Here is a 20311-nt window from a genome sequence, read left to right as displayed (position 1 = left end):
ACAGCTAAGGAGTTGCGGTGAGTGCACCGGACGAGCCTAAAACCCCCGAACCGGGCGACAAGCCGAACGGGACCGGCTCCATGCAGCGCGACGGCCCGCACCGGCCACCTGCGGGCCGGGCATCGAGCGGCGGCGAGACAGCCCCGTTGCAGCGCGCCGGCCGTCCCCGGCAAGCCCAGCAGCGCCCGCCGGTCGCAGCGCCGGTACAGCACGAAGCGCAGCCGGCGCACACGCCCGGCGTCGAGGCGCGGCTGAGCCGCTTCGTCGCAGGCGCAGCGCCGCCCGGCGCCACTGGGACAGCGGCGGCCGAGCCCGAGGCCTATCCCAGCGAACTGCCCGACCTGTCCGGGCCGGTTCCGCGCAACCCCGTCCAGGACCGGGCTCGGGGTGCGGCGACCGGTGCCGGCCGGGACCGGCACGTCGGGGTTGTCCAGGTAGGTGTGCGGCCGCGCGGTCCGGTGCGGGCCAGTATGCAGATTCGCCGGATCGACCCGTGGAGCACCCTGAAAGTATCCTTGGTGCTCTCGGTGGCGCTGTTTTTCGTGTGGATGATCGCCGTTGCGTTCCTGTACCTGGTGCTCGGCGGCATGGGCGTGTGGAGCAAGCTCAACAGCAACGTCGGCGACCTGCTGAACAACACCAGCGGCAGCACCCAACTGGTCTCCGGCAGCACGATCTTCGGCGGCGCGCTGCTGATCGGGCTGGTCAACATCGTGCTGTTGACCGCGATGGCGACGATAGGCGCCTTCGTCTACAACCTGACCACCGACCTGATCGGGGGCGTCGAAGTGACGCTGGCCGACCGCGACTAGGGCGGCCGGCGATGTGGTTTGGGGGCGCACGGTTGGGTGCGGTAGTCTCGGCGCTCGGCTGCGCGCGTGTTGGGGCCTATAGCTCAGGCGGTTAGAGCGCTTCGCTGATAACGAAGAGGTCGGAGGTTCGAGTCCTCCTAGGCCCACCACCAGGTGTTCACCGGGACGCTTCGCAGCACCGGTGGTGCCATGGGCTGCGGTCGCCGCACTGGCGGCAGCGGGGCCTTAGCTCAGTTGGTAGAGCGCTGCCTTTGCAAGGCAGAAGTCAGGGGTTCGAATCCCCTAGGCTCCACCGGCCCTACAGTTGCTGGTGCACGTCGACGCTGGGTGGGCGGGGCGAGCTGTCCTGGCGCGCGGAGCGCCGCACCATCGACCAAGCGACCGCGCCGCCGCTGAGCGCCACCGCGACGATGCCGGTGATCACCCACATTCGCCGTCCAGCGTGGCAGGACCGGCGGGCCGGGTGTCGCCCCTGCGGCAGAGTGGCGACCACCTGACGCGCGGCCGCCAATTCGGCGGTGACGGCGTCCCGGGCCGATTGCAGCTCGGCAGCCAACCGGCGGTCGCGGTAGCGCCGGCGCAGGGTCGAGGTCCCTGCCTGCGCGGAGTGGACGCCCAGCCCGACCAGCCCGCGGGTGAGGTCCACCGGCCCGACGGCGGAGTACCTCAAGCCCCGGGTCAGTCGCTGCCGCGGAGTCAACCGGGTGTCATCTGTCGCCGTCATGTGCCGCCTTTCTGCCGCGCTGGTAGTCGAACTTCCAGCCTGCCACCATCGGCATCGGGTGCGCTGTCGGCACCGCCCGGCCGGGTGCGCCGCGGTGGTGGCAGACTGTCATGGCGTGACCATCAGCCCCATTCAGACTGCCACTGCCACCCTGCACACCAACCGCGGCGACATCAAGGTCGCCCTGTTCGGCAACCACGCACCCAAGACCGTCGCGAACTTTGTCGGCCTGGCGCGGGGCACGAAGGAATATTCGACCCAGAACGCCTCGGGCGGCACCGCGGGCCCGTTTTATGACGGCGCGATTTTTCACCGGGTGATCAGCGGGTTCATGATTCAGGGCGGCGACCCGACGGGAACCGGACGGGGCGGTCCGGGTTATAAGTTCGCCGACGAGTTTCATCCCGAATTGCAGTTCGACAGGCCCTATCTGCTGGCGATGGCCAATGCGGGCCCGGGAACCAATGGGTCGCAGTTTTTCATCACCGTCGATAAGACGCCGCATCTGAACCGCCGGCACACCATCTTCGGGGAGGTGATCGACCCGGAGTCGCAACAGGTGGTCGACGAGATCGCCGCGACCCCAACCGACCAGAGCGATCGGCCGATCACGGCGGTGGTCATCGAGTCGATCACCATTTCCTGACGCCGCGGCTCAAGCGCCGGCGTAGCCGGCGGCCGTGAGCGCGTCGAGAGTATCGAGCGGATCGCCGCCGAGATCCCAGCGCGAGAACACGAATAGCCGGCCGTCGACCGCGTCGATCTCCAGCAGCCGCATCGTGCGTCCGAGTCGACGGAATTGCGTGATCCGGATGATCTTGATGTCTGGACGGCGCAACAACTGCGTCCGCCACCATCCGCGCACCTGCAGGCCCTCCGCGGTGATTGCCAGCTTTGGTCGCGCGCGCCACGATGCGCTCGCGAACACGATCAGACCGGCCGCGGCAATGCCGGTCAACAGCCGGCCCGCGGTGTCTTCGACCAAGGTCGCGCTGGCGATAGCCATGGCGACACCGACAGCGCCCACACCAGCGATCGCGGCGCTCGAGGGGGCCCATTCGGTCGGATTGGGATGCACGCTACCCCCGGATTCCAGCAGAGCCGATGCGGTTATCCACAACGGTTATCAACAGTGGGGATGAATCACACCGGTGTGATTGATGCACGGCCCCAGCGATGGCTTAGTTCTTAGTGCCACGTTCTTAGTGCCACGTTCTTAGTGCCACCGCATCGTGAGCAGCAGCCCGCTGATCATGAAAGCGAAGGCAATTGCATAGTTCCACGGGCCCAGGTTGGCCATCCAGGACAGCACCGCAGGCGCATCAGGACCGGTCGCCGCCAGCTGAAACACCATCAGCCAGATCAAGCCGATCAGCATCAAACCCGTGAACAGCGCGACGAACCACACGCTGGACGGCCCGGCCTTGACCTTGACCGGGGTACGGCTCACCGCGGTGACGGTGATATCGCTCTTTTTGCGGACCTTTGACTTGGGCATGGGTACCTCGACGACACGGTGTTGCAGGAACGTGCAACGATAGCGGAGACGGCTGCACGGGTTCGGCTAAGAGATTAACCCACGCTGCGATCAACGCAGGGAGAGCGATGGCCAGATCGATCGCCCGCCGCTCGCCGTGGCGGCTCGGCGTTCCGGTGGTCTGTCTGCTCGCCGGCTTGCTGTTGGGCGCGACCCACGGGGTGTCCGGTGGCGAAGAGATCCGGCGCAGCGACGCGCCGCGGCTGGTCGACCTGGTGCGCCAGGCGCAGGCTTCGGTGGATCGGCTGGGCACCGAACGCGAGAGTCTGGCCACCAGGCTGGACGCCACCCACGGACGCTCCGCCGACGCTGCGCTGACGGCGATGCTGCGGCGCAATGCGGAGTTGGCCGCCGACGCGGGTTTGGACCCCTTACACGGGCCGGGCGTGGTGGTCACGCTGAGCGATGCTGCGCGAGACGCCAACGGCCGATTCCCGCGCGATGCCGCCCCCGACGACCTGGTTGTGCACCAGCAAGACATCCAGGGCGTGCTCAATGCGCTGTGGAGCGCCGGCGCCGAGGCCGTGCAGATGCAGGACCAGCGCATCATCGCCACGTCGGCACCACGCTGTGTGGGAAACACGCTGCTGCTCAACGGACGTACCTACAGTCCGCCGTACACCATCAGCGCTATCGGCAACGCCGCGGCCATGCAGGCAGCGCTGGCCGCCGCTGCGCCGGTGAATGTCTACAAGCAGTATGTCGCGCGGTTCGGTCTGGGCTACACCGAAGAAGCGGTGGCAGACGTGCACATCGTCGGTTACACCGAGCCGGTACGCATGCATTTCGCCGAGCCGACCGGCCCGCTCAACTACTGAACCGAATGACCCGCGCCGGATAGCGTCGGCCGGCCGTGCGGCCCCGCCACACCCACACTGGCCTGAATTTGGCGTTCCAGCCGCCGCACCAATGCGTCGTCGCAGACGTGGCCGCAGTCGGCCAACCAGTTGGCCAGCACCCGGTGCCCGCCTTCGGTCAGGATCGACTCGGGATGGAATTGAACCCCGTGGATCGGCAGCTCGGTGTGCTGCACTCCCATGATCACGCCGCTGCGCGTGCGGGCGGTAATTGCGAGCTCAGCCGGCAAGGTGTCCGGCAGGATCGTCAGCGAGTGGTACCGGGTCGCCGTGAACGGATCTGGAAGCCCCTGTAGCACACCGGTATTCGTATGAAAAACGCTGCTGGTCTTGCCGTGCAGCAGTTCGGGGGCGCGGTCGACGGTGGCGCCGAACGCGACACCAATAGCCTGGTGACCCAGACAGACCCCGAGGAGGGGCGTAGCCGTCGTGGCACAGGCGTGGACCAGGCTGATCGACGCGCCTGCGCGTTCGGGCTTTCCGGGGCCCGGGCTCAATAGGATCCCGTCGAATTCGCTGGTGATCGCGGCCGCGTCGGACAACCGGGCGTCGTCGTTACGCCAGACCGCTGCCGTGACTCCCAACTGCCCGAGGTACTGAACGAGGTTGAACACGAAGCTGTCGTAGTTGTCGACGACTAAAATCTGCACCGCCACAGGCTACCGTCGGCTCCCCGGCGGGCTCGGGTCACTGACCGAACTTCAGCGTGATAGTGGCGTCCTTGTTGACGCCCTGGCCCACCGGGGGGCTTTGGTACACGACCCGGTTGTGCGCCGCGCCGCCGGCGTCGACGTCGGCGCCCTTGACCAGTACCCCGGTCCAGCCCAGAGCCCGCAATTGTGGTTCGGCCTCGGTCCAGAACAGACCCAACAGGTCGGGCATCACAAACTGGTTGCCCTTGGAGACCTGCAGTTCGATCACCGAGTCCACCGGCACGGTCGCACCGGCGGGGGGATTGGTGCCGATCACTTCGCCGCCAGGGCGGGGATTGTCGACCTCGGCCTCGGTGAACTTGCCGAACCCGTAGACGCTGAGGTTGTTCTTCGCGAGCTCGACGGACTGTCCGGCGACGTCGGGAACTTTTCTGGTCGCCGGGCCGGAGCCGACAACGATGGTGATCTCGTTGGTGATCGCCGAGGTCTGATTGGCCGGCGGATTGGTGGCCAGCACCCGGTCCTTCATCTCCGGAGTCGACGGCGAATCCACCTGACGAAACCGCCCGAAACCGGCTGCTTTCAGCTTCTTGACCGCGGCGGCGTAGCTCAGCGACGACACGTCAGGCACCTGACGCTGCTCAGGGCCGGTAGACACGTTCAGGGTGACCTCGTCACCGGCGGCTACCGAGGCGTTGGCGCCGGGATCGGTGCCGATGACGTGGTCGGGCGGCACCGCCGAATCGGGTTTTTGCTGGGTGCGGGTCTTGAAGCCGCGGTTTTGCAGGGTCGCGATGGCGTCGGCGGACGTCTGGCCCCGCACATCGGGCACCTGCACGCTGCGCATGTTGCCGCCGAAGGTGTTGATGACGACCGTGACGACGACGGTCAACACCGCCAGCACCGCGACCGCGATCAGCCAGCGGCCCACCGAACCGACGTTGCGGTCACCGGCGAAATCTGGTTCCTGGTGAGGCAGCGCGTCGGTGTGCGAGCGTGATGAATCACCGGAATGGCTCGCCGCCAGCAGCGAGGTCCGCTCGGCGTCGGTGAGCACCTTGGGCGCCTCGGGTTGCTCGCCGTTGTGCACCCGGACCAGGTCGGCGCGCATCTCCGCGGCGGTTTGGTAGCGGTTCTCCGGGTTTTTGGCCAGGGCTTTGAGCACGACGGCGTCGAGCTCGGGGGAGATGCCGCCATGTCGTTGCGAGGGCGGAACGGGGTCTTCGCGCACATGCTGGTAAGCGACCGCGACCGGTGAGTCGCCGACGAAAGGCGGTTCTCCGGTCAGGATTTCGTAAAGGACGCACCCCAGCGAGTAGACATCGGAGCGGGCATCGACGGTGTCGCCGCGGGCCTGCTCGGGCGAGAGGTATTGCGCCGTTCCGATGACCGCTGCGGTTTGAGTGACGTTGTTCCCGCTGTCGGCGATCGCCCGGGCGATGCCGAAATCCATCACCTTGACGGCGTTGGTAGTGCTGATCATGATGTTCGCCGGCTTGACGTCACGGTGGATGATGCCGTGCTGGTGGGAAAAGTTCAGCGCCTGGCAGGCATCGGCAATCACCTCGATGGCCCGTTGCGGTGGCATCGGACCCTCGGTGTGGACGATATCGCGCAGCGTGACGCCGTTGACGTATTCCATCACGATGTAGGGCAGCGGCCCGGCGTCGGTTTCTGCCTCGCCGGTGTCGTACACCGCGACGATCGCCGGGTGGTTCAGCGCCGCAGCGTTTTGTGCTTCGCGGCGAAAGCGCAGATAAAAGCTCGGGTCGCGGGCCAGATCGGCACGCAACACCTTGACCGCCACGTCACGGTGGAGCCGGACGTCGCGGGCCAAGTGAACCTCGGACATCCCGCCGAAGCCGAGGATTTCGCCCAGTTCGTAGCGGTCGGACAGGTGTTGCGGGGTGGTCATTGCCGTTTCTCGTGTCGGGCCGGCGACGCGTCGCAAGCATGCATCGGCGCGGGAGCCCCGCCAATGGCGGGCTGCCCGCGTTGCAGTCCAGGATTACCCGTCACCGCACGATCCGTCCAATCCGACGGGTGCGCGGGAACCGACCCCGATCCCGCCGGGGGGGACGCGCCCCCGGGGGTTCCGGTATCGGTGACGGTCGGGGTCGACTGTTGGGGCTGATCGGTCTGGGCACGCGAGTTGATGACGATCAGCACCGCGATGATGATCGCCAGCGCGCCCAGCACGCCGGCTGCCCACAGCAGGGCGCGCTGCCCGGCCGAGAAGGTGCGCCGTGGCGGAGGCGTGCGGTGACCGCCCGCCCCGGACCGAGATGATCGCCGGGCGGTCGGGGCCCGGGTCATGGCGCTGGTTGCTGCCGCCCTGCCACGGCCCGCGGGACCCGGGGAAGGACCAGAGGACGAACCCGGGGAGGGAATAGCCGTCGGGGTGGCCCGGCCGCCGACCGGCCGGGGAGGCCGGCGGCCCGCGCGGACCGCGGCCACGGCGTCGGCGAACGGCCCCCCGCTGCGGTATCGCATGCCGGGGTTTTTGGACAAGGTGATCTCGATGAGTTCGCGCACATTGGGGGGCAGCTCGGCGGGCAGCGGCGGCGGCGGGTCCTTGATGTGCTTCATCGCCACCGTGAGCGCGCCGTCACCGCTGAACGGGCGTTTACCTGCCAGGCATTCGTAGCCGACGACCCCCAGCGAGTAGACATCGCTCGCCGGGGTCGCATCGTGACCGAGAGCCTGTTCGGGGGCGATGTATTGAGCGGTGCCCATCACCATGCCGGTCTGCGTCACCGGCGCGGCGTCGACGGCTTTGGCGATCCCGAAGTCGGTGATCTTCACCTGCCCGGTCGGGGTGATCAGGATGTTGCCGGGTTTGACGTCGCGATGCACCAAGCCGGCGGCGTGCGCGACCTGCAACGCACGGCCGGTTTGCTCGAGCATATCCAACGTATGGCGCAACGAAAGTTTGCCGGTCCGCTTGAGCACCGAGTTCAGCGGCTCGCCGTTCACCAGCTCCATCACCAGGTAGGCGGTCCGGCCTTCGCCGTTGATCTGGGTTTCGCCGTAGTCGTGCACGCTGGCGATGCCGGGATGGTTGAGCATCGCAGTCGTGCGGGCCTCGGTGCGGAATCGCTCGATGAACTCAGGGTCGGAGGAGAACTCGTTCTTGAGCACTTTGACCGCGACCCGGCGACCCAGACGATTGTCGACTGCCTCCCAGACCTGTCCCATGCCGCCGGTGGCGATCAGGCGCTGCAGCCGATAACGACCCGACAGCGTCAACCCTACCCGTGGGCTCATGGCCCCCCCTGCAACGCGGCCTCGATCACGGCACGCCCGATCGGCGCAGCGAGCGCGCCGCCGGTTGCGGAGAGCCGGTCGGCACCATTTTCGACCAGGACCGCAACGGCCACTTTGGGGCGTTGCGCGGGTGCGAATGCGATGTACCACGCGTGCGGTGGAGTGTTGCGCGGATCGGTGCCGTGTTCGGCGGTGCCGGTCTTGGATGCTATCTGCACGCCGGGGATGGCCCCGGTCTGCCCGGTGAGTTTCTCGGCGCCGATCATCAACTCCGTTAGCTTAGCTGCGACCTCCGGCGACACCGCGCGACGAAGTTTGATCGGGGCGGTGGTGCTGATGTTGGCCAGGTCGGGCCCCTTGAGGCTGTCGACCAGGTACGGCGCCATGGTGACACCGCCGTTGGCGATGGTCGCCGCCACCATCGCGTTTTGCAGCGGTGTCAGCGCGACGTCCTTCTGACCGATGCTCGACATCCCCAGCGCGGCGGCGTCCAGGATCGGGCCTAGCGTAGATTCGGCGACCTGCAGCGGAATCGGTTCGGGGGCGATGTCCATTCCGAACGACCGTGCGGTACGGCGCAGAGAGTCAACGCCGGTGAGCATGCCCAGCTGAACGAAGGCGGTGTTGCATGAGCGGGCGAACGCCTCGGCCAGCGACACCGTCTGCCCGCCGCCGCACGGAGCGCCGCCGAAGTTCTCCAGGGTGGCGGTGCTGTTGGGTAGCGGGATCGTGGGCGCCGCGGTGAGTTCCTCGTCCGCGGTGGCTCCGCTCTGTAAGGCCGCGGCTGTGGTGATCACCTTGAAGGTCGAACCGGGAGGGTAGGTCTCGGCGATAGCGCGATTGGTCAGCGGCGAGGCCGGATCGTCACGGAGTTGTTGCCAGGCCCGCGACTGTTCCTCGACGTTGTGCGACGCCAGCAGATTGGGGTCATAGGACGGCGAGGACACCAGCGCGAGGATCTTGCCTGTGGAGGGTTCCAGCGCGACCACCGCCCCCTTGCACGGACCGCTGCAGCTCTGTTGCATTGCGTCCCAGCCGGCCTGCTGCACGCGCGGGCTGATCGTCGTGTCGACGTTGCCGCCGCGCGGGTCGCGGCCGGTGAAGAAATCGGCCAACCGGCGACCGAACAGCCGCTGGTCCGAACCGTTGAGCACGGGGTCCTCGGCGCGTTCCAGACCTGTGCTCGAGTAGCGCAGTGAGTAAAACCCGGTGACCGGTGCGTATACCAGCGGGTCGGGGTATACGCGCAGGAAGCGAAAGCGGCTGTCGGTGGCTACCGAGTAGGCAAGCAGTTGGCCGTTGGCGGTGATCTGGCCACGCTGGCGTGAGTACTCGTCGAGCAGGACCCGCTGATTGCGCGGATCGGCACGCAGCCCGTCGGCGGTGAAAACCTGGGTCAAAGTGGCATTGAACAGCAGCAAGACGATCAACGCCATCACGGTCAGCGAGATCCGGCGCAGGGACGCGTTCATGCCCGCTCGATCACCTCGGTGCTCGCCGAGGCGATCGGCGAGGTGTTGCGCGTCGGGGTGCGCAACGGACGCCTCGCGGCATTCGAGATGCGCGCCAGGATGGCCAACAGCACATAGTTGGCCAGCAGCGAGGAGCCGCCGTAAGACAGCCACGGTGTGGTCAGCCCGGTCAGCGGGATGAGCTCGGTCACGCCACCGACGACGATGAACAACTGGATGGCCAGCGTCGAGGCGAGGCCGGCGGCCAGCAGCTTACCGAAGCTGTCGCGTACCGCGATCGCCGTCCGCATGCCGCGGATGATGACGATCGTGTAGAGCAATAGCAGGCCGGCCAGCCCGACCAGGCCGAGTTCCTCGCCGAACGCGGCGATGATGAAATCAGTGGACGCCGCCGGAACCGTGCCGGGTTGCCCGTTGCCCAGTCCGGTGCCGAAAATGCCGCCGGTGGCAAAGCTGAACAACGACTGCACCAGTTGGTAACCGTTGCCCTCGGGATCAGCGAACGGATCCAGCCAGGTTTGCACCCGAATCCGGACGTGGTCGAACGTGAAGTACGCCGCAGCGCTTCCCAACGCGAACAACACCAGTCCGATCACCATCCAGCTGAACCGCTGGGTGGCGATGTAGACGATCAGCAGAAACGACGTGTACAGCAGTAGCGACGTTCCCAAGTCCTTTTCGAAAATCATGACGCCGACCGAAATGATCCACGCCGCCAGCAAGGGCGCCAGGTCGCGTGGGCGCGGCAGGTCCATGCCCGCAACGTGCTTGCCGGCGCTGACGAAAAGCCCGCGCTTGGCCACCAGCACCGCCGCGAAGAAAATGAGCAGGAGAATTTTCGAGAACTCGGCGGGCTGCAGCGAGAAGCCGGGAAAGCGAATCCAGATTTTGGCGCCGTTCTGTTCGGAAAACGACGCCGGCAGCAGTGCCGGCGCCGCCAACAGCACGAGGCCGGTCAACCCGCAGATGTAGCCGTAGCGGGCGAGTTGCCGGTGGTCGCGCAACAGCGTCAGCACGATCGCGAACGCGGCCACGCCCATCAGCGTCCACAGCATCTGTTGGTTCGCTCCGGGATGCTCGCGATCGGAGAGGTCGCCTGGCAGGCTCAGCCGATAGATCATCACCAGGCCCAAGCCGTTTATCAGCGCAACCACCGGCAGCAGCAGCGGATCCGCGTAGGGCGCGTAGCGCCGGACAGCCAGGTGCGCAACGACGAACAACGCCAGGAAAGCCGCGGCGTAGGTGAGGAGATCGCGATGCACGCGGCGGTCTTGATTGGCTGCCACCAGAGCGAATGCCGTCGTGGTGATGATGGTCGCGAAGCACAGCAGCAGCAGTTCGGCGTTGCGCCGGGTCGGCATCGGAGGCTTTACCGCGACCGGCGGTTGCGGCTGTGTTGTCATGCGACCGCCCGGCAGTCGATTCCCGGCTGCAGTGGCGGTGACGGGAGTGTCGCGGTCGGCGGTGCTGCGGCGGTTGTCGGTAACGGGCCGGAGGGGTGTTGCGGGGCCGACGGGCCCCGCGATGGTGGGGGCGGGGCCGGTCGCGGACCGGCCGCCGTCGGGGTCGGCGTCGCCGGGGACGGCGGCGGGCAGGGGGGCAGCAGCCCGGTCGACGCTAAATGGCGGAGCTGGGCGATGGCGTCTTCGAGGCTGCCGGCCGGCAACCCGGCGGCGACCTGGGCGCGTCCCGACGGCTGCAGGTCGGCCAGTGTCATCAGACGGCAGTTGAGGGCGCCCACCGACTGGCCGTAGCTGATCTGCGAAAGCTCGTTTCGACTGTTGATGCAGGCCATCAGGTACGGCTGGTGCAGGGATAACCCGAAAATCGACCCCTGGACGCCCCGCATGATGGACACGGTGTCGTGGTAGCTGGTGACGTAGTAATTACTGCGGATCACAGCGCGGCCGAACGCCAGTGCCGCAATCGCCAGCATCACCGCCAGTGCGACGCCGATCAGCGTGCGGCGGCGGGAGCGACGAGGCCGGACGAAGGTTTCTCCTTGCGGCAGCACGCGTTGCACCACGTTTTTGCGGGGCTTGATGGCCGAAGCCCGGGTGGCGGCGGTGTTGGGTCGGGTCGCTTGCCCACCGTCGTCGCCGGACACCGCTCCGGCGATGATCGGCTGGGTGGGCCCGTAGTCGTGATCGACGACGTCGGCAACGATTACGGTGACGTTGTCGGGACCACCCCCGCGCAGGGCGAGTTCGATCAGGCGGTCGGCGCTCTCGTCGACATCGGGGATTTTTAGGGCCTCCAGGATGGTCTCGTCGCTGACGGGGTCGGAGAGTCCGTCCGAGCAGAGGAGGTACCGGTCACCGGCGCGTACCTCGCGCATGGTCAGGGTGGGCTCGACCTCGTGGCCGGTCAAAGCTCGCATGATCAGTGAGCGCTGCGGGTGGCTGTGGGCTTCTTCCCGGGTGATCCGCCCCTCGTCCACGAGCGTTTGGACGAACGTGTCGTCCTTGGTGATCTGGGTGAGTTCGCCGTCACGAAGCAGATAGCCGCGCGAGTCGCCGATGTGCACCAGCCCAAGACGGTTGCCCGCGAACAGTATTGCGGTGAGCGTGGTACCCATGCCCTCCAGTTCGGGATCCATCTCGACTTGGGCGGCGATGGCCGCATTACCGGCCCGCACCGCGGCGTCGAGCTTGGCCAGCAAATCGCCGCCGGGTTCGTCGTCGTCGAGCGGAGCCAGCGCGGCGATCACCAACTGCGAAGCCACCTCGCCGGCGGCGTGCCCGCCCATGCCGTCGGCCAGCGCCAGCAGCCGGGCTCCGGCATAGACAGAATCTTCGTTGTTGGAGCGCACCAGGCCGACATCACTGCGGGCGGCATATCGCAAAACCAGGGTCACGGGCGCAACTCGATTACCGTTTTGCCGATCCGGATCGGCGTGCCAATCGGGACTCGGACAGCCGTGGTTACCTTCACCCTGTCGAGGTAGGTGCCGTTGGTCGATCCTAGATCCTCGACATACCATTCCGAACCCCGTTGCGAGAGCCGCGCGTGTCGCGTCGAGGCGTAGTCATCGGTAAGGACCAGGGTGGAGTCGTCGGCACGGCCGATCAGCACCGGCTGGCCGCTCAACGTGATGCGCGCCCCGACCAGCGCTCCCTCCGTCACCACCAGGTAGCGTGCGGCACGCCCGCGCTGCCCTGCCGGCCGCAGGGTGCCGCGTAACGGCAAGCCGCGGCGCACCATCACCGCGCCGGTCGGGGCGTAGATATCGGTCCGCAGGATCCGCAACACCGACCAGATGAAAAGCCACAGCAGCAGCAAGAATCCGGCACGCGTCAGCTGCAGTACCAGTCCCTGCATCTGGCGTACCCTCCGTCCTGCGCTCGCGTACTCCGCGCCTGCCGCACCGAGCACATCAGCAACGTCACGATACTGGGACGGCGTTCGGCACGGGGTGAAGCCGGGCAGCTCGATCCAGTCCCGGGCCTCAGTGCATGTGGACGATGATCTCGGAATGGCCTAGTCGGATTACATCGCCGTCGGCGAGCTGCCACTCCTGAACCGGCGCGTTGTTGACGGTGGTGCCGTTGGTGGAGTTGAGGTCGGAGAGCAGCGCGACCTGGCCGTCCCAGCGGATTTCCAGGTGGCGACGCGATACACCGGTGTCCGGTAGCCGGAATTGGGCATCTTGCCCGCGACCCACGATGTTGGTGCCTTCGCGCAGTTGGTAAGTCCGACCGCTGCCGTCGTCGAGTTGCAGAGTAACCGTGGGCCTGGCGGGGGCGTAGCCGCCTTGACCGGAGTCGTCATACGCGCCGCCGGCCGCCGGCTGACCGTAGTCGTAGTCCGGGGACGCGTCGCCGTATCCACCCCCAGGAGGCGCCGACACCCCGCCGGCGGGAGGGACGTCGGCATAACCGCCGTAGCCGGCATAGTCTTGCGGTGGATATCCCGGTCGGCCCGGATAACCCTGGTCGTAGCCGCCGCCCCGGTACGGGTCGTACCCGGCACCGGGGTAACCCTGCTCGTAGCCAGCGCCCGGGTAGCCACGCTGGTCGTAGCCGCCCTCGTCGGGAGCGCCGGGTCCGCGGCCGTAGTCAGCGTAACCCTGGCCTGCGGGTTGTCCGTATTCACCGCCCCGCTGCTGGTAACCCTGGTCACGGCCCTGGTCGTAGCCCTGGTCATAAGTCTGGCCGTAACCCTCGTCATAGCCGGGCTCGTAATCCTGGCCACGGCCCTGGCCGTAACCCTGGTCATAGCCCCGGTCATAGCCCCGGTCATAGCCGTAGCCGACGGGGGGGCGCTGTTCGTAGGGCGGATAACCACCGCCTTGCTCCGGGTAGCCGCGACGGTCGGGGTAGCCGCCCGGGCCGGGTTGCCTGGGCGGGTAGCCGCGCTGGTCGGGGTAGCCGCCGGGGCCGGGTTGCCTGGGCGGGTAGCCGCGCTGGTCGGGGTAGCCGCCGGGGCCTGGTTGCCTGGGTGGGTAGCCGCGCTGGTCGGGGTAGCCGCCCGGCTCCGGCGGCGGGTAGGACGACCGCGGGTCCGGTTCACCACCACGCATGTCGTCTTCTGCGGGCCCGTAGCGATCATCGTAATAATCGTCGGCCGGCTGTCCCTGTCCCTGACTGCCGGGATAGCTCGAATTCTCCGTCATTGGTGGTACTCCTGGTTCTGCGGTCAACGCATGGTCTGATTGTGGGGGAGCGGAATCGCCGACTGGCGGGTGGGGCGCGACATCGGGCGCCACATCGGGGTCGACAGTGCCGCGGACACGGAACTGGCCGGTATGCAGGCTCGGCGACCGCTCGAACCGGACGACCACATCACCATACGTTTGCCACCCCTGTTCGCTGAGGTATCGGGCTACCTGCTGAGCAAAAGCGTCCGACCTGAGATTGGGGTCGGTACCCAGTTTCTCGTAGTCGTGTACACCGAGGGTAATGACGTAGGCGTTCGGAGCCAAAATGTGATTTCCCGGTAGCAGGCGAATGCCGTCGGTCGCCTCCCGGCGCACCATGGCGTGCACTTCCTCGGGCACGATCGAGCCACCGAAAATCCTGGCGAACACATCCTCGACAGAGGACTCAAGTTTGCGTTCGACGCGTCGAACGAGCCCCTTCTGGCTGCCCATGTCCAACGCCTGCCCTCTGGTTGTGCGGGCCACTGCCACGGGTGAGGACCTTCTCGTGTGCATCCCGCGCGTTGCAGCGCCTCTCTTCTCCCCCGCATGGTATCGGGCCAGCTCAGCCACCGGGGACGAACTCCGAAGAAACGCAGCCCGGACGCCGCAAGCGAGCCCGACGCGCGATGGCGCCAGTCGCCGCCGGGGACCGGCAGGGCTGGGGAACCGACTACTACACTGATAGGCTTCAGCGGTTGTCCTCGGGCGAGTGGCGGAATGGCAGACGCGCTGGCTTCAGGTGCCAGTGTCCTTCGGGACGTGGGGGTTCAAGTCCCCCTTCGCCCACGCGGTTCGGAAAACGGCGCTACCGTCGACTGTGCGCCTGCGGCATCGCATGTGCGCCTGCGGATTAGAGCGTGCATCCAAGGCACATCACGCCGGCGTGTCGTCGCCCTGGATGCACAGTCAACACGCCCGGTCGCCATTTCGGGCGCCATCGCGGGGTCAAGGCGTCACACGACGCGCGCCTTGTTGCGATCGATATCGGCGGCGCCCGGCGCAATCTGGATACGTGCTTGACGCCCTCGTGATCTAGTTGGGGTCCGGTGTATTTTTCAGCGGCGGTAGACCACCGAGGCCGACGTTGCCCGATTTCGAGCCGGGCCCCGGGCGAGGTTTGTAATCCCCAGGTGGATTGTGGCGTCGGTCTTCCGGGAGATATGAACGCACAGCGAGACGACCGCTCACATCCTCGGCAGACGGTCCACGGTGACACCGTCGGCGGAACGGGTCCCGCGGCAGCACCGGGACCGATCCCGAAACGACCGCGCCATTCGCGTCAGGCGGCTGAGCGGGGGTCGATCCGGCCGGCGGCCAGATGGAACACCGCCGCGGCAACCGGGACAGCGTGGTGCTCGCTCCGCTCGAGCAACGCGGCATTGTCGGCCAGCTGCCGGGAGTTGATCTCGCCGGTGGCGATCCGGCGCAGGATTTCGTGCGCCTGAGCGAGCTGCTGGCGTTTGCGATACTGACCGCCGGGAAGTTTGACCCCGGCCCAGACGCCGTACTCTTCCCCGTGCTCGACGGCGTATCCGGCGCAGCGGCGCTGCTGAGCCAACGGGCATTGGCGCAGGCACAGCAGCCGTGCCTCGGTCGCCGATGCCTCGTAGGCGCGCGCCTTGGCGGCACCGTCGCCGTCGTAGTCGTCGGCGTAGCCAAACCACAGTTCCGGGTTGATTGAACAGGGGTACCCCATCTCGCGGCCTCCTCGTCGAAAACGTAGAAGAAAGCGTATACACTTATCGGGAATCCTTGCAAGCCGACAGAGATTAAATCGTATATACCCGGTTGCGGTGACTGGTCTGTGTACTATCCGGATATGGCCGGAGGGCTGCGGTGAGTCGGGAGTCGGCCGGGGCGGCGATTCGGGCCCTGCGCGAATCACGCGACTGGTCGTTGGCCGACCTGGCAGCAGTCACCGGCGTCAGTGTCATGGGCCTGAGCTACCTCGAACGCGGTGCCCGCAGGCCGCATAAAAGTACAGTTCAAAAGGTCGAGAACGGTCTCGGTTTGCCGCCGGGAACCTATTCGCGGTTGGTCGTCGCCGGCGACGCGGAAGCCGAGCTGGCCCGCGTGCTCGCGGCCAAGCCGGCCGAGGCGATGCCCGCACGACCCGCCGGGGCGGTCGTCGTCGATCGGCACAGCGACACCGACGTGCTCGAGGGATACGCAGAAGCCCAGCTTGAGGCGCTCAACTCGGTGATTGCCCGGTTACCAGTGAAGACATCAAACGACTATGAGACATATATTCTCTCTGTGATCGGACAGTGTGTGAAGGCCGAGATGCTGGCCGCCAACTCCTGGCGCGTCGCCGTCACCGCCGGCTCGGACTCCGCGGACCGCCTCCTGGCCCATCTGCACGCCCTCGAGGCAACCCGCAGCACCTTGCTCGAACGTTTGCCGACGAGCCTAAGCGCGCGATTCGACCGCGCGTGTGCGCAGTCGTCGCTGCCTGAGGCGGTGATCGCCGCGCTCGTGGGCGTCAGCGCCGAGGAGTTGTGGGACATCCGAAATCGCGGTGTCGTCCCGCCGGTAGCGTTGCCGCGGGTGCGGGCCTTCGCCGACACGATCGGTCATGGGGCAGCGGACGACGGTGGGAGGGCACGCCGATGAGCAGCAGCGAACTGGAAGTACTGAGCCGGGCGTGTGACCTGTTCGCCGGCGCTGCCACCCCCGCCCCGATGAACGGGGCTTATTGCGCCGAAGCACCAGAACAAGCTACCGAGCCGAACACCGGCGGGGGACATGAACTCTACCGACTCGCGGTCGAGCGTAACCGACGCATCCGGCAATCGAGCACGGCAGTCGATGCCGCTGTTGAGGCGGTGACCGACCAGGCTCGGCACGACCATGCGCAGGCCCGCAGGCTGACCACAGGCGTCCTCGACGAAGCCCGCGCTGACACCGCAGTCCCGGATACCCCGATGGCGTACCGCGAGGCGCTTCGCCGCCGCGCAGCGCGATTGCGGGCGCAGCACGCCCATGTGCTTACGGCCCGGCGGCAGGCCCGGCGACACGCGGCGGCTTTGCGGGGCCTGCGGTACCCGACCCGGCGACGGCGCGGCGGAAGCGTAGCCGGGTTGCGGTTGCCGCCCCCCGACAGTCGGGCCGGTATCGCGGTCCGAGCGGCGTTGTCGCGGTTGGGCCGGCCGTATGTCTGGGGCGCGTCAGGCCCCGACCGATTCGATTGCTCAGGGTTGACGCAATGGTCGTACGCTCAGGCCGGACTCCACCTCGACCGCACCACCTACGAGCAGATTCACGACGGCATCGCGGTACCGCGTTCACAGGTTCGCCCGGGCGATCTTGTTTTCCCGCACGCCGGTCACGTGCAGATGGCGATCGGCAACAATCTGGTGGTCGAAGCGCCGCACGCCGGGGCCGCGGTCCAAATCAGTCCGCTGGGCACCAATGTGCAGATCCGGCGACCGCTGTGACAGCCGGTTGAGTTGTTGACCGCGGGGCGGCTGAGTACCTTGATGCCATGGCAGAACAGGCCAGCTCCTCGGTGGCCGCTGTCCGGGCCAGGCAGGCGGCTTTGCTGCACCGGCACGGCGAGCTGACTGACGCCGACCACGCGGTGGTCGCGGCGCTGCGGCACGCTTACGCGGCCACCGTCGAGGGAGTCAATCGCCTGGACGCGATTAGCGCGGAAATCGAAGCCGCTGTGCAGAATCAGGCCGCTCTGGCCGTCGATACCCCCATGGGGGCGCGGGCATTCCACAAGTTTCTTCTCGCCAAACAGCGAGAAATCATCAGCATCGTCACTGCCGCCCGCGAACTCGACCATGCCAACAAGGCCGCGCTTGAGTCGCTGCGCGGGCGATACAGCCCCGATGCGGGGTCGCGCTGAAAACCGGCGGCAAGGACATTACGGGGGTGCCGGTCGACGTGAATTGTCGGCGTCATCCCGCATGACTACTGTCGCCGGCATGTTGGCGCCCGGTCGCGTGTCTCGGCGATGACGACCATTGACGACGTGCTCGCCGCGATCAAGTGTGTCACGGCCCGCACCGGTGATCCGAGCGCGTGGCGCATCGGGCTCACCGACGACGACCTCGGTGCCGCCGTCACGTTGTTTGCGGCGAGCCCCCAACGGCGCGACGCACTGCTGGCCGCCATCCGGCGCTACCATCCCGATGTCTTCCAACCCGCGCCCGACCGTCCGGCGGGCAGTGCGGCGGACTCGATCCGCAGCGCGGAGGTTTCCCTGGCGCATCAAGCTTCGTTAACTGCCCACATTGACCTGCAGGTTATTGCCGCGATCCTGAACGCTCACCAAAGAACCGTCGGCGGCGCAGACGCGCTCGACCAGCTGCAACACGACGTCGAGACGGCGATACGGGCGCGAACCGATCTGGACACCCCCGCCGGGGCCCGCGATTTCCACCGCTACCTGATCGGCAAGCTCGGCGAAATACGCGCCGTGGTCGCCGGCGCCGACCTCGACGACACCTCGAAGGCGGCGCTGATGGCGGCCTTGGCCGCGCTGTACGCTTCGGCGAACGAGGCGGCGCCGGTCGAGCCCTCGCCGGCCGGGGCCGATCGGATTCCGGCGGTGCCCCCGCAGACCTTGATGGACCCTGGTCGCGAGGCAGAGTCGGTCGACGACCCGGGCGAGGTGGCCGACGGCCCGCCGGCGCAGCCTGCGCCGGCGCCGACCTCGCCGATGCCTGTGCTGCCCACCCTCGGGGGAGGCGGGGCACCGGGATCGACACCCAACTGGGGCAGCCCGGGCGGGTTGACGTTTCCGGGCCTTCCGGCGGCCAACGGAATGACACAGCCGCCGACGGCGCCGGACGACCCGGACTTGCGGTCCGAGCACCCGCAGGATCAACCGTCGGCGGCGCCCACCGACGACACCGGGGTCGACGACCAGGACCCGGTGCCGGGATCCGAACCGGCGACCGGTCCGACGACGTTCACCCTGCCCAACGGCGAGACGGTCACTGCCGCCAGTCCGGAACTGGCCGCGGTGATCAAGGCCGCCGTCGACGGAACACCGATCGCCGATGCGTTCCGCCAGCAGGGGATCAGCATCCCGGCACCGGGAACAGCGGTCGCCGACCCGATCGACGCGGCGCAGGTGCAGCCCGCAGATATCGGGATGTTCACCACCCGCCATGCGCTGGCGCTGGGAAACGGCGAAGCACTCGTCGACGGTCAGATACAGCCCATCTCGGTGGTGGCCGGGCCGACCTTTCTGGGTTGGCAACATCCTCCTGCGCCGGCCGGCGTCAGCGCACCGGCCAGGACCGGCCCACCGGCACCCACCAGACCGGCGGCCTTCGCCGTCGCAGCACAATAGAGGTATGGCCGGTGGCGCTCGCCGGCTCGTCAGAAGGAGACCGTGGATGGCAGATCGCATCCAGGTGGTGCCGGCGAACTTGCGGGCAGCCGCCGCGCACCACGAAGAGACCGCCGACTATCTGCGGGCCATCCCCTCGACACACGCGGCGATCGCGCAGAGCCTGGATTCGCTGGGGCCGGTGTTCGGCGAATTGCGGGCGGCCGGACTCGAACTGCTCGAGCAACGCCGTCAATGCTACGAACAGCTCGCCGACAGCCATGCGGAGATCGCGCACAACCTGACGACGTCGGCCAGCTTGTGGGAGCAGCACGAGGATGTGTCGGCCGACGAGTTCAAGCGCCTTTGACGACCGTCAATGACACCGGAGGCCGATCCCGCTTACGACACCGTTCACCCGAGCGGACACGTCCTTTTTCGCTCCTGTCGCGGTGGATCGATGCACAGCGTCGCGCTGAGCGAGGCGGCGATGGCCACCGACGCCGCAACTCTGGCGCAGGCCATCGTGCTGACTGCCGGCGTGTCCCACCTCAAGGCGCTGATGGCGATCCGCGGCGAGATCGTCGCAGCCGGCTACACCCCGTCCGCGGAGGTCCCCACCAGCGAGGATCTCGGCGCGGCGATCGAGAAATTGATGGCACACGACCTGCGCCCGCGGAGCCGCAGCAACCGAAGGCACGTTCCCGGACAGGGCGGCTAATCAAGCCAGGGCGCCACCCGGGCGGGATCGGGCGCGATATCGGTGGGCGGCTCGACAGGATTGACGCCGAACAACTCTCGAGCCCGGGTCAGCAGAACACGGACCTCGTCCACATGCTGTTGCAAGCCCACATCGGCCATGTCACCACGCTACGCAGACCGGCCAGTCCTGACAATTCAGCCGGCAAGCCTGGGCGGGCCCGAGCTCGACCCGGCCGGAGCGAGAGCCACCGAGGCCGCCAACCACCACTTCTGCTGCGTGCCGGGCCGTGCGAGCCCCTGAAACGAGGTGCCTCAGCTAAAAGTGAGCGCGAAGCGGTGGTTGGTGCCTCACGCATGG

General features: G+C 67.4%; 22 protein-coding genes and 3 tRNA genes. 12 read left to right on the top strand and 13 right to left on the bottom strand.

The window, feature by feature from the left end; genetic code table 11:
* The first annotated feature begins 17 nt into the window (after positions 1-17).
* The 3 genes from F6Q13_RS07230 (at position 18) to F6Q13_RS07220 (ending at position 1104) form a co-directional block, all read left to right on the top strand.
* A complete protein-coding gene (locus F6Q13_RS07230; protein WP_293054526.1) occupies positions 18-812 on the top strand; it encodes a DUF3566 domain-containing protein in 795 nt (264 codons plus the stop codon).
* 72 nt (positions 813-884) lie between these two features.
* Positions 885-961 (top strand) — tRNA-Ile (locus tag F6Q13_RS07225).
* Between the two features lie 70 nt (positions 962-1031).
* Positions 1032-1104, top strand: a tRNA-Ala gene (locus F6Q13_RS07220).
* A gap of 6 nt (positions 1105-1110) precedes the next feature.
* Here F6Q13_RS07220 and cwsA read toward each other — a convergent pair.
* On the bottom strand, positions 1111-1536 hold the full coding sequence (gene cwsA / locus F6Q13_RS07215) for a cell wall synthesis protein CwsA (RefSeq protein ID WP_293054523.1): 426 nt from the start codon (positions 1534-1536) through the stop codon (positions 1111-1113).
* 97 nt (positions 1537-1633) lie between these two features.
* Between cwsA and F6Q13_RS07210 the strand changes: the two genes are divergently transcribed.
* Entirely contained in the window at positions 1634-2182 is a 549-nt protein-coding gene (locus tag F6Q13_RS07210; RefSeq protein ID WP_293054521.1) for a peptidylprolyl isomerase, read from the top strand.
* A gap of 9 nt (positions 2183-2191) precedes the next feature.
* Here F6Q13_RS07210 and F6Q13_RS07205 read toward each other — a convergent pair whose 3' ends face one another.
* Positions 2192-2614, bottom strand: coding sequence for a PH domain-containing protein (locus F6Q13_RS07205; protein WP_367141243.1), 423 nt, complete (start codon positions 2612-2614; stop codon positions 2192-2194).
* A 138-nt stretch (positions 2615-2752) separates the two neighbouring features.
* A complete protein-coding gene (gene crgA, locus F6Q13_RS07200; RefSeq protein ID WP_293054515.1) occupies positions 2753-3034 on the bottom strand; it encodes a cell division protein CrgA in 282 nt (93 codons plus the stop codon).
* A gap of 107 nt (positions 3035-3141) precedes the next feature.
* Here crgA and F6Q13_RS07195 point away from each other — a divergent pair, with 107 nt between their 5' ends.
* On the top strand, positions 3142-3891 hold the full coding sequence (locus tag F6Q13_RS07195; protein ID WP_293054512.1) for a DUF881 domain-containing protein: 750 nt from the start codon (positions 3142-3144) through the stop codon (positions 3889-3891).
* On the opposite strand, the gene F6Q13_RS07190 is transcribed toward F6Q13_RS07195, so the two are convergent.
* The 8 genes from F6Q13_RS07190 to F6Q13_RS07155 all read right to left on the bottom strand — a co-directional run bounded on the left by F6Q13_RS07190 (position 3885) and on the right by F6Q13_RS07155 (position 14414).
* Positions 3885-4580, bottom strand: a complete 696-nt coding sequence (locus F6Q13_RS07190) for an aminodeoxychorismate/anthranilate synthase component II (RefSeq protein WP_293054510.1) — start codon at positions 4578-4580, stop codon at positions 3885-3887. The two genes, F6Q13_RS07195 and F6Q13_RS07190, sit on opposite strands and share 7 nt — an antisense overlap.
* A 37-nt stretch (positions 4581-4617) precedes the next feature.
* Positions 4618-6498 (bottom strand): Stk1 family PASTA domain-containing Ser/Thr kinase, encoded by a 1881-nt coding sequence (pknB, locus tag F6Q13_RS07185; protein ID WP_293054507.1) that lies wholly within the window; start codon positions 6496-6498, stop codon positions 4618-4620.
* Positions 6495-7850: a serine/threonine-protein kinase gene (locus F6Q13_RS07180; RefSeq protein WP_293054504.1), complete on the bottom strand. Its 1356-nt coding sequence runs from the start codon at positions 7848-7850 to the stop codon at positions 6495-6497. Before F6Q13_RS07180 ends, pknB begins: the two co-directional genes overlap by 4 nt.
* A complete protein-coding gene (gene pbpA / locus F6Q13_RS07175; protein ID WP_293054501.1) occupies positions 7847-9322 on the bottom strand; it encodes a D,D-transpeptidase PbpA in 1476 nt (491 codons plus the stop codon). Before pbpA ends, F6Q13_RS07180 begins: the two co-directional genes overlap by 4 nt.
* Positions 9319-10725 (bottom strand): FtsW/RodA/SpoVE family cell cycle protein, encoded by a 1407-nt coding sequence (locus tag F6Q13_RS07170; protein ID WP_293054498.1) that lies wholly within the window; start codon positions 10723-10725, stop codon positions 9319-9321. Before F6Q13_RS07170 ends, pbpA begins: the two co-directional genes overlap by 4 nt.
* Positions 10722-12179, bottom strand: coding sequence for a PP2C family serine/threonine-protein phosphatase (locus F6Q13_RS07165; RefSeq protein ID WP_293054495.1), 1458 nt, complete (start codon positions 12177-12179; stop codon positions 10722-10724). Before F6Q13_RS07165 ends, F6Q13_RS07170 begins: the two co-directional genes overlap by 4 nt.
* The gene (locus F6Q13_RS07160) at positions 12176-12643 is read right to left on the bottom strand and encodes an FHA domain-containing protein (RefSeq protein WP_293054492.1); all 468 of its coding nucleotides are present in this window, start codon (positions 12641-12643) and stop codon (positions 12176-12178) included. The genes F6Q13_RS07165 and F6Q13_RS07160 overlap by 4 nt, the downstream gene beginning before the upstream one ends.
* 127 nt (positions 12644-12770) lie before the next feature.
* A complete protein-coding gene (locus F6Q13_RS07155) occupies positions 12771-14414 on the bottom strand; it encodes an FhaA domain-containing protein (protein ID WP_293054583.1) in 1644 nt (547 codons plus the stop codon).
* A gap of 253 nt (positions 14415-14667) precedes the next feature.
* Here F6Q13_RS07155 and F6Q13_RS07150 point away from each other — a divergent pair.
* Positions 14668-14750, top strand: a tRNA-Leu gene (locus F6Q13_RS07150).
* Between the two features lie 493 nt (positions 14751-15243).
* Here the strand turns inward: F6Q13_RS07150 and F6Q13_RS07145 are convergent.
* Positions 15244-15660, bottom strand: coding sequence for a WhiB family transcriptional regulator (locus F6Q13_RS07145; RefSeq protein ID WP_293054489.1), 417 nt, complete (start codon positions 15658-15660; stop codon positions 15244-15246).
* A 140-nt stretch (positions 15661-15800) separates the two neighbouring features.
* On the opposite strand from F6Q13_RS07145, the gene F6Q13_RS07140 reads away from it, so the two are divergent.
* The 6 genes from F6Q13_RS07140 (at position 15801) to F6Q13_RS07115 (ending at position 19972) form a co-directional block, all read left to right on the top strand.
* Positions 15801-16577, top strand: coding sequence for a helix-turn-helix domain-containing protein (locus F6Q13_RS07140; RefSeq protein WP_293054486.1), 777 nt, complete (start codon positions 15801-15803; stop codon positions 16575-16577).
* Complete coding sequence (locus F6Q13_RS07135; protein WP_293054483.1) at positions 16574-17401, top strand: C40 family peptidase; 828 nt, start codon at positions 16574-16576, stop codon at positions 17399-17401. The genes F6Q13_RS07140 and F6Q13_RS07135 overlap by 4 nt, the downstream gene beginning before the upstream one ends.
* Positions 17402-17448: 47 nt before the next feature.
* The gene (locus F6Q13_RS07130; protein WP_293054480.1) at positions 17449-17817 is read left to right on the top strand and encodes a DUF4226 domain-containing protein; all 369 of its coding nucleotides are present in this window, start codon (positions 17449-17451) and stop codon (positions 17815-17817) included.
* Positions 17818-17925: 108 nt separating this feature from the next.
* Positions 17926-19272 carry a DUF4226 domain-containing protein gene (locus tag F6Q13_RS07125; protein ID WP_293054477.1) on the top strand — a complete coding sequence of 449 codons (1347 nt, stop codon included), beginning with the start codon at positions 17926-17928 and terminating at the stop codon, positions 19270-19272.
* Positions 19273-19318: 46 nt separating this feature from the next.
* Complete coding sequence (locus F6Q13_RS07120) at positions 19319-19621, top strand: ESX-1 secretion-associated protein (protein WP_293054474.1); 303 nt, start codon at positions 19319-19321, stop codon at positions 19619-19621.
* A 9-nt stretch (positions 19622-19630) separates the two neighbouring features.
* Positions 19631-19972 (top strand): DUF2694 family protein, encoded by a 342-nt coding sequence (locus tag F6Q13_RS07115; protein ID WP_293054471.1) that lies wholly within the window; start codon positions 19631-19633, stop codon positions 19970-19972.
* Here the strand turns inward: F6Q13_RS07115 and F6Q13_RS07110 are convergent.
* The gene (locus tag F6Q13_RS07110; RefSeq protein ID WP_293054467.1) at positions 19969-20112 is read right to left on the bottom strand and encodes a hypothetical protein; all 144 of its coding nucleotides are present in this window, start codon (positions 20110-20112) and stop codon (positions 19969-19971) included. The two genes, F6Q13_RS07115 and F6Q13_RS07110, sit on opposite strands and share 4 nt — an antisense overlap.
* Positions 20113-20311: the final 199 nt, after the last annotated feature.

This window comes from Mycobacterium sp. (assembly GCF_008709575.1).
Taxonomy (GTDB): domain Bacteria; phylum Actinomycetota; class Actinomycetes; order Mycobacteriales; family Mycobacteriaceae; genus Mycobacterium.
Note: the sequence above shows the minus strand (reverse complement) of the source record. Positions and strands in the feature narration are given on the sequence as shown.